A 6,777-nucleotide genomic window follows, 5' to 3' on the forward strand; every position below is an offset into this window, starting at 1 on the left:
CGACACCCTGACCCGCATGGCCGTCTCCGGGCTCGCAGATGTGTGCGGCTCGGACCCGATCGTGATGCACTCGCGGGTTCGGCGATGGCAGAACTCCCTCGCGGAGATCGGACCCGGACACGATGCGCTCATCGCGGAGATGCGGGCGGGCCTGGCGGAGGGGCTGCCCGGCGTCGAGGTGATCGGCGGCGCCACCGAAGGCGTCGGCGTCCCGGCCTGCATCGGTTCGGCGCGGGCCGCGGCCCGCCGGTTGGCCGCGAAGTGGCAGGATTGAGCCATGGCACGCCTTGACTACAAGAAGCTCAACTCGACCCTGCGGTACCTCATGTTCTCGGTCTTCACCGTGACCCCGGGCCAGCTGGGGGACGACCGGGCGGCGGTGGCCGCGGACCTGGAGGCCTTCCTCGCGAAGTATGAGGACACCGACGTGGTGGTGCGTGGGATCTACGACGTCTCGGGGCTGCGCGCCGAGGCCGACTTCATGATCTGGACCCACGCCGAGCACATCGAGGACCTCCAGGGGTTCTACAACGAGTTCCGTCGCACCACGCTGCTCGGGAAGGCCAGCACCACGTTCTGGTCAAACACGGCGCTTCACCGTCCCGCCGAGTTCAACAAGAGCCACATCCCGGCGTTCCTCGCCGAGGAGGAGCCCGGCGCGTACATCTCCGTGTACCCGTTCGTCCGGTCCTACGAGTGGTACCTGCTGCCCGACGAGGAGCGGCGCCAGATCCTTGCCGCCCACGGCCGGGCCGCGCGCGAGTACCCGGACGTGCGCGCCAACACGGTGCCCGCGTTCACCCTCGGTGACTACGAATGGCTGCTCGCCTTCGAGGCGCCCGCGCTCGACCGGATCGTGGACCTCATGCGCGACATGCGGGCCACCGAGGCGCGGCGCCACGTCCGCGAGGAGATCCCATTCTTCACCGGGCCGCGCGTGACGCCGGACAAGCTCGCGGCCACGATGCCCTGACAAAACCAGACACGCACTGACCTGCTCAGTCGATGCGTGGTGAAAGCCCGCCGGGGAAGATTCCCGGCGGGCTTTCGTCGTATTCGGTGTGCCCGGTGGGCGTGGCGGGGTCAGTCCTGCGTGGGCTCCAGCGTCAGGCTCAGCGAGTTGATGCAGTAGCGCAGGTCGGTGGGGGTGGGGTAGCCCTCGCCCTCGAAGACGTGACCGAGGTGACCGTGGCAGTTCGCGCACAGGACCTCCACGCGGCGCATCCCGAGGGAGGTGTCCTCCCTCTCGATGATCGCGTCACCGGCCAGCGGCGTGAAGAAGGACGGCCAGCCACAGTTGGACTCGAACTTACCCTCGCTGCGGAAGAGCTCGGCACCGCAGCCGCGGCAACGGTAGACGCCCTCGGTCTTCGTGTCGTTGTACTCGCCCGTGAACGGTCGCTCGGTACCTGCCTGCCGCAGCACCTGGTACTCGTCCGGCGTGAGTCGACGTCGCCACTCCGCGTCGTCGAGGGTGAAGTCAGGCTGAGGGGTGTTGGTGGTCTCGCTCATGCCCGCAGGCTACGCCGCCGCGGCGCTCGGTGCGATCCGCTCGTGCCGGTCCGGCGATGCACGACGCCACAGCAACACGACCAGGACCGTGACGAGCAGCAGCAACCAGCCCAACGTGGGGTGGGCGAACTCGAGGACACGGCCGTAGTACGGCCAGCGGACGGACTCCCAGACGTCGGGGAAGAAGAACGCGTACGCCGCCAGCCAGGCCGGCCACGTTCGGACCAGGGAGTCCTTCAGAACGACCGTCAGCATGATCGGGATGAGCATCATGGAGTAGTACATCTGCCCGAGCGTGGAGACGAGGAACACACCGGCCAGGACCACTCCGGAGGTGGTGGCCAGCCACAGCACCTCGTTGTTGTGGCGGTAGTCCAGCAGCAGCCACACCGCGAGCAGGGTCGCTGCGACCACCAGGATCCGGGCCACCAGGATCAACGGTTCGGGGATGCCGTAGTAGACCCCGAGTCCCGACAGTGAACTGTTGTAGTAGTCCCTCACCTCGCCCATGTACGGCATCGTGGTGTCGAGGTAGCTCGCCGCGTCCACCGTCATCGCCCAGCCGGCGGCCATCGCCGCTGCCGGGATCGCCAGCGCACCGACGAACGGCTGCCACTGCTTGCGGATCAGCGGGAGGACGAGCAGCGGGGCCAGCATCGGTTTGATGGCCAGGGACAGGCCCATCGCAACGCCTGCCCACCAGAGCCGGCGAGTGTGGAGCAGGTATAGGAAGGCCACCTGACACAGGAAGATGACGCCGTTGATGTTGGTGAACACCAGGGTGTTGGTGACCGCTTCCGTACTGAACGCCGCGAGGAGGATCGCCGGAGCTGCGAAGGTCTTGACGTCCAGGTTGAACAGCCGCATGAGCAGCCACAACGCGAGGATGATCGCGGCGGTGTTGACCAGGATGAACAGCCATCTCGCGATCGTGTAATTGTCGAAGATCCCGAACGGCGACAGCATCAGGGTTCCGCTCGGCGCGTACAGGTAGTGCGGCTGAACCGTCAGCAGGTTCTCCGAGTAGACGGGCTCGCCGGCCAGGAAGCGCCGCGTCGCGGCGTAGACCGTTCCGAAGTCGTTGGTGATCGATCCGTTGATCGCCCTGATGAGGACGCGGTGGATCACCGTCATGATCGCCAACGGCCACAGGACGTTGGAGAGGATGCGTGGCACGGTCATCGTGCTTCGGGTGGGCAGCGGCACGGTGAGCAGGCTACCTTTCGCGTCGTCGCCCCCGGGTGAGGCACTCCGGTCCGTCAGGACGGACAGGCGGTGGATTCATCGGCATCGGTGGGGGCGTCGAGGAAGGCGATCAGCGATTCCCGAGCACAACTCGAATGTCCGAGGATGTCGGATCCCGGAGCGCCCCAGGTGACTGTGCGGACGTCGGTGGCGCCGGCGGCGGTGAGCCGGCCGGCGGTCGGCTCGAGATAGGCCGCACCCGCTACGGGATCTGCGATGCCCGCGATCAGCAGGACCGGGATCGCCGGTGAGATCTCCAGCGGTGTGGCGTCGGGGACGGGCCAGGTGGAGCAGGCTGACAGCTGAGCCGCCAGAATCGTTCCGAACGGCGGTGTCTCCGACCATTCGGATTCGAGCTCCTCCACCCGATTGACCGGAACCCGTCGGGACAGGTCGGAGCAGCCTGCGACGTAGGGCAACGAGGATGCCGTGAGCGCCTGCGCCAGATCGCGGGCGCTGTCCGGGATCTCGCCCGGTGCCGATTCGATCAGGTCCCCGAGGATGATGTCGCCCTGGGAGGGTGCTGACGCCGAAGCGCCAGCGAGATCACCGAGGGCCGACCGAACCACGTCCGAGAGCAACGCTGCCGGTACGTCTGCATCAGGTTCTCTCGCGCGCTCAAGTGCCCGCGTGATCGCTTCCACCTTCTGGTCGGCCTCGCCGGGACCGCATTCTGGCCGTGTGCAGGACGAGGCCCACAGCCTCAGAGCGGCGTCAGAACCCGCCAGTGCCGTGCGGGCGGTGGACTCCTGGTCGCCGTCGTCCGGCGCGGGGGAGTCGAGGGCGAGAAGCGACACTCGGTCCGGGTGTGTCGTGGAGTAGGCCAGAGCGGTCCGCGCTCCGGTACCTATGCCCAGTAGTGCAAGCCCGGGCACGTCCCACTGTTCACGCAGCCTCTCGAGGTCTTGCGCCGCACCGGTAGCGCCATAGTCGAGCTCATGACCCATTAGTTGATCAGTGCAGGACTGGGATGTGTCGGCCAGGTCCGCGCGCAACTCGGGCGATCCCGGATCGACGCCGTTGTCGGCAAGGCCGTCCAGCGTCCGACGTGCCTGGAATGACAGGCACGACCCCGCAGCATCGGTGCGTCCCCGATGATCGACCACGACTAGCGGCCGGGTGTCCATGAGGTCACGACCCGTCCGGATGAGCCTCCCGGCCAGGGCTGACGCGGGTGTTTCCGGTCCGGCGACCACGACGAGCGGCGCCGCATCCTCCGGCGTCGTCGACGCCGAGAGCCGGATCGCGGGCGACTCTCCGGCCAGACCACATCCCACGGACACCTCATCAGGGACTCCGTCGATCGGGCGGTCTCCACACGGTGACCAGTCGAGGTCGCGCGGGGGAACCAACCATTCGGGTCGCTCGGCAGGTCCGTCACCCTCGGACACTGAACTCCCGGTGCCCCGGGGGCCGTTGTCGGTGGCCAGCTGCGGTCCCGTGGCCGGCAGTGGTGCGCACGCGGTCACCGTCATGGCGATAGCGGACAGGCTGGCTGCCGCCATTCGAGCAACGCCCGACATCCTCATTCGTCAGCCCCGTCCACCCCGTCGGTCCCGTACGTTCTGTCTGACACGGTGCCACCGGCCGGCTCGTTGCGGCCACCGTGGTCGACGACCCACCGAGTGTAGAGGCCGCCCCGCGGGCACGAGAACGCCGCCGCCACCCGCATCGGGACGCGGTGCAGGGTGTGCGACGGAACCAAACCCGGGGACCTGCCGCCGACGATGATCTCGGGCGAGACAGTCAGTACCAGTTCGTCGACGAGACCCTGAGTTACGAAGTCCGCCAACAGGCGCGGGCCGCCTTCGAAGGTCACCTCACCGGCGCCGAGCTCTGCCAACAAGTCTCGAAGTGACTGCGCGAAGGGGCCTTTTCCCATCACGTGAACGCATACCCCCGCAGACCGTGCGGCTGCTATCCGGGCCGGTGGAGTCTCCGCCGCAGCAGCGATCTGCATGCCGGAACCTATCTTGGCGCAGTGGTCGAGAAGGGCATCGTCGAGATTGCGAGTGAGGACGATGACGGGCGGTGGTTCAGCTCGATCACGGCGGTCGGTCCACACGGGCGCGACGGTCGCCGGACCGTAACCCTCGTCGAGTGCGGTACCCGAGCCGACCAGAACGACGTCGGCGCGGGCCCGCATCGCGTCGTAGACTAGCCGGTCCGTGGGGGTCCCAAGAGGACCACTGAGTCCGTCGACGGCGGTTGTGCCGTCGACGGAGGAGATCATCACCGCCCTGATCCGGACAGCCGGCCCGAACGGCTCTGGTTCGAGAGCGCGCCACAGGACATCCAGCGCCGCCGGGTTGTCATCCACCACCTCGGGTCGGCAACTGTGCACGTCGGATGTCCTCCCTTTCTGGCGTGGGCTCATCCCACGATAAGCTTCGCCCATGGTCTCTCGCCTCGCTGACGTCACCCCGGTGATCCCTGCCGACCAACTCGTGGCCCAGATGGTGCCGCCCTCGATGTTCGACGACGTGAGCTTCGACTCCTATATTCCGGATCCCGCACAGCCTTCGCAGGCGGCGGCGGTCAAGACGTGTCGTGAGTTCGCGGAGACGGTCAGCGCACGACGTGCACCGAAGAAGGGCCTGTTCGGTCGACGACCCAAGGTAGTGCAGGGCACAGGGGTGTACCTGGACGGTGGCTTCGGCGTGGGCAAGACCCACCTGCTGACCTCGATCTATCACAACTGCCCCGAGCCCAAGGCTTTCGGCACATTCGTTGAGTTGACCCACGTCGTGGGCGCGTTGGGCTTCAACCGGGCGGTGGAGGAGTTGTCCGGGCATTCGGTGCTGTGCATCGATGAGTTCGAGTTGGATGATCCCGGTGACACGATGCTTGTTTCACGGTTGCTCGCCGAGCTCACCACTGCCGGGGTGAGTGTCGCGGCCACGTCCAACACCCTTCCCGAGCAGTTGGGTGAGGGGCGGTTCGCGGCCAAGGACTTCATGCGTGAGATCCGAAAGATGTCGGGGATCTTCGATTCGATCCGTGTGGACGGCCCTGACTACCGTCACCGCAATTTGCCGCCCGCCCCGGACCCGATGACCGATGAGGAATTGGCCGCCGACGCGGCGGCGGTACCGGGTGCGACCCTGGACGATTTCGACGAGCTGTGCCAGCACCTGTCCACACTGCATCCGTCCAAGTACAACCGCCTCGTCGACGGTGTCACGCGGGTATGCCTCAGCGGCGTCAAGCCACTACCGGACCAGTCGATCGCGCTCCGGCTGGTCGTTCTGGCCGACCGACTGTATGACGCCGGCATTCCCGTGCGGAATTCCGGTGACAAGTTGGACGCCATCTTCACCGAGGAGATGGTCGCGGGTGGTTACCGGAAGAAGTACCTGCGGGCGACGTCTCGTCTGCTCGCGCTGTCCCGGTTCGACAAGGTCGGCGGCTGACCCTGCCCCGTGAGAGCAGCAGTATTGAGGCTTACAGCGGCAGCTCTAGCACCACGTCCTGGTTGTCTAGGCCGCCGACGGTGAAGATGCGGGTGCCCCGTTCGACGAATCCGCTCCGGGTGTAGAAGGCGCGAGCCCTGGCATTACCGACGTTGGTCGCCAGCCACAGGCTCCTCGCGTCTGCCAGCCGGCCATGGTCGATCACGGCATCGAGCAGAATGCGTGCGGCTCCACTGCCGTGTAGTGACTGATCGACATAGAACTTGCTGATGCCGATGGTGGGATCACCTGCCAGCAGGTGCGCACATGCGGGATCCATGGCGGCACCATCGACGAGTAAGGCATACGCGCAGACCTCACCGTCGGCGCGCACAGAGGCCAGGACGGTGTATCCGTCCGTGTTGAGATAGCCGCGGAAGGCGTCCACATCGAGATGCTCGGTGATGAACTCCTCGATCGCTTCGCGAGGGAGCTCGGGTGGGCATGCGAGGGGAAATGTCCGGGCTGCGAGGTCCGCGAGCGTCGCTGCTTCGTCGGGGAGGGCGGGCCGAACAACCATCGTCACGACCCGAAGTCTAGTGGTCCGCATTTGAAGTCTTCTTACGGT

At 66.6% G+C, this 6,777-nt stretch carries 7 protein-coding genes and 1 pseudogene; 3 read left to right on the forward strand and 5 right to left on the reverse strand.

Annotated elements, in window-relative coordinates; translation table 11 throughout:
- Positions 1-274 (forward strand): annotated as a pseudogene (locus G6016_RS02900) (protoporphyrinogen oxidase); the annotation flags it as partial.
- Between the two features lie 3 nt (positions 275-277).
- Positions 278-973 carry a hydrogen peroxide-dependent heme synthase gene (hemQ, locus tag G6016_RS02905; RefSeq protein ID WP_182631208.1) on the forward strand — a complete coding sequence of 232 codons (696 nt, stop codon included), beginning with the start codon at positions 278-280 and terminating at the stop codon, positions 971-973.
- Between the two features lie 110 nt (positions 974-1,083).
- Here the strand turns inward: hemQ and msrB are convergent, their stop codons facing one another.
- The 4 genes from msrB to G6016_RS02925 are packed head-to-tail and all read right to left on the reverse strand — an operon-like array spanning position 1,084 to position 5,101.
- Positions 1,084-1,512, reverse strand: coding sequence for a peptide-methionine (R)-S-oxide reductase MsrB (gene msrB, locus G6016_RS02910; RefSeq protein ID WP_182631209.1), 429 nt, complete (start codon positions 1,510-1,512; stop codon positions 1,084-1,086).
- 9 nt (positions 1,513-1,521) lie between these two features.
- Positions 1,522-2,718 carry a glycosyltransferase family 87 protein gene (locus G6016_RS02915; protein ID WP_338403490.1) on the reverse strand — a complete coding sequence of 399 codons (1,197 nt, stop codon included), beginning with the start codon at positions 2,716-2,718 and terminating at the stop codon, positions 1,522-1,524.
- Positions 2,719-2,771: 53 nt separating this feature from the next.
- Positions 2,772-4,232 (reverse strand): alpha/beta hydrolase, encoded by a 1,461-nt coding sequence (locus G6016_RS02920; protein ID WP_241729689.1) that lies wholly within the window; start codon positions 4,230-4,232, stop codon positions 2,772-2,774.
- 50 nt (positions 4,233-4,282) lie between these two features.
- Entirely contained in the window at positions 4,283-5,101 is an 819-nt protein-coding gene (locus G6016_RS02925) for a dihydrofolate reductase family protein (RefSeq protein WP_338403491.1), read from the reverse strand.
- Between the two features lie 52 nt (positions 5,102-5,153).
- On the opposite strand from G6016_RS02925, the gene zapE reads away from it, so the two are divergent.
- On the forward strand, positions 5,154-6,170 hold the full coding sequence (gene zapE / locus G6016_RS02930) for a cell division protein ZapE (protein ID WP_182631212.1): 1,017 nt from the start codon (positions 5,154-5,156) through the stop codon (positions 6,168-6,170).
- A gap of 31 nt (positions 6,171-6,201) precedes the next feature.
- On the opposite strand, the gene G6016_RS02935 is transcribed toward zapE, so the two are convergent.
- Entirely contained in the window at positions 6,202-6,729 is a 528-nt protein-coding gene (locus G6016_RS02935; RefSeq protein ID WP_241729691.1) for a GNAT family N-acetyltransferase, read from the reverse strand.
- Positions 6,730-6,777: the final 48 nt, after the last annotated feature.

Source organism: Dietzia aerolata (assembly GCF_014144865.1).
Classification (GTDB): Bacteria; Actinomycetota; Actinomycetes; order Mycobacteriales; family Mycobacteriaceae; genus Dietzia; species Dietzia aerolata.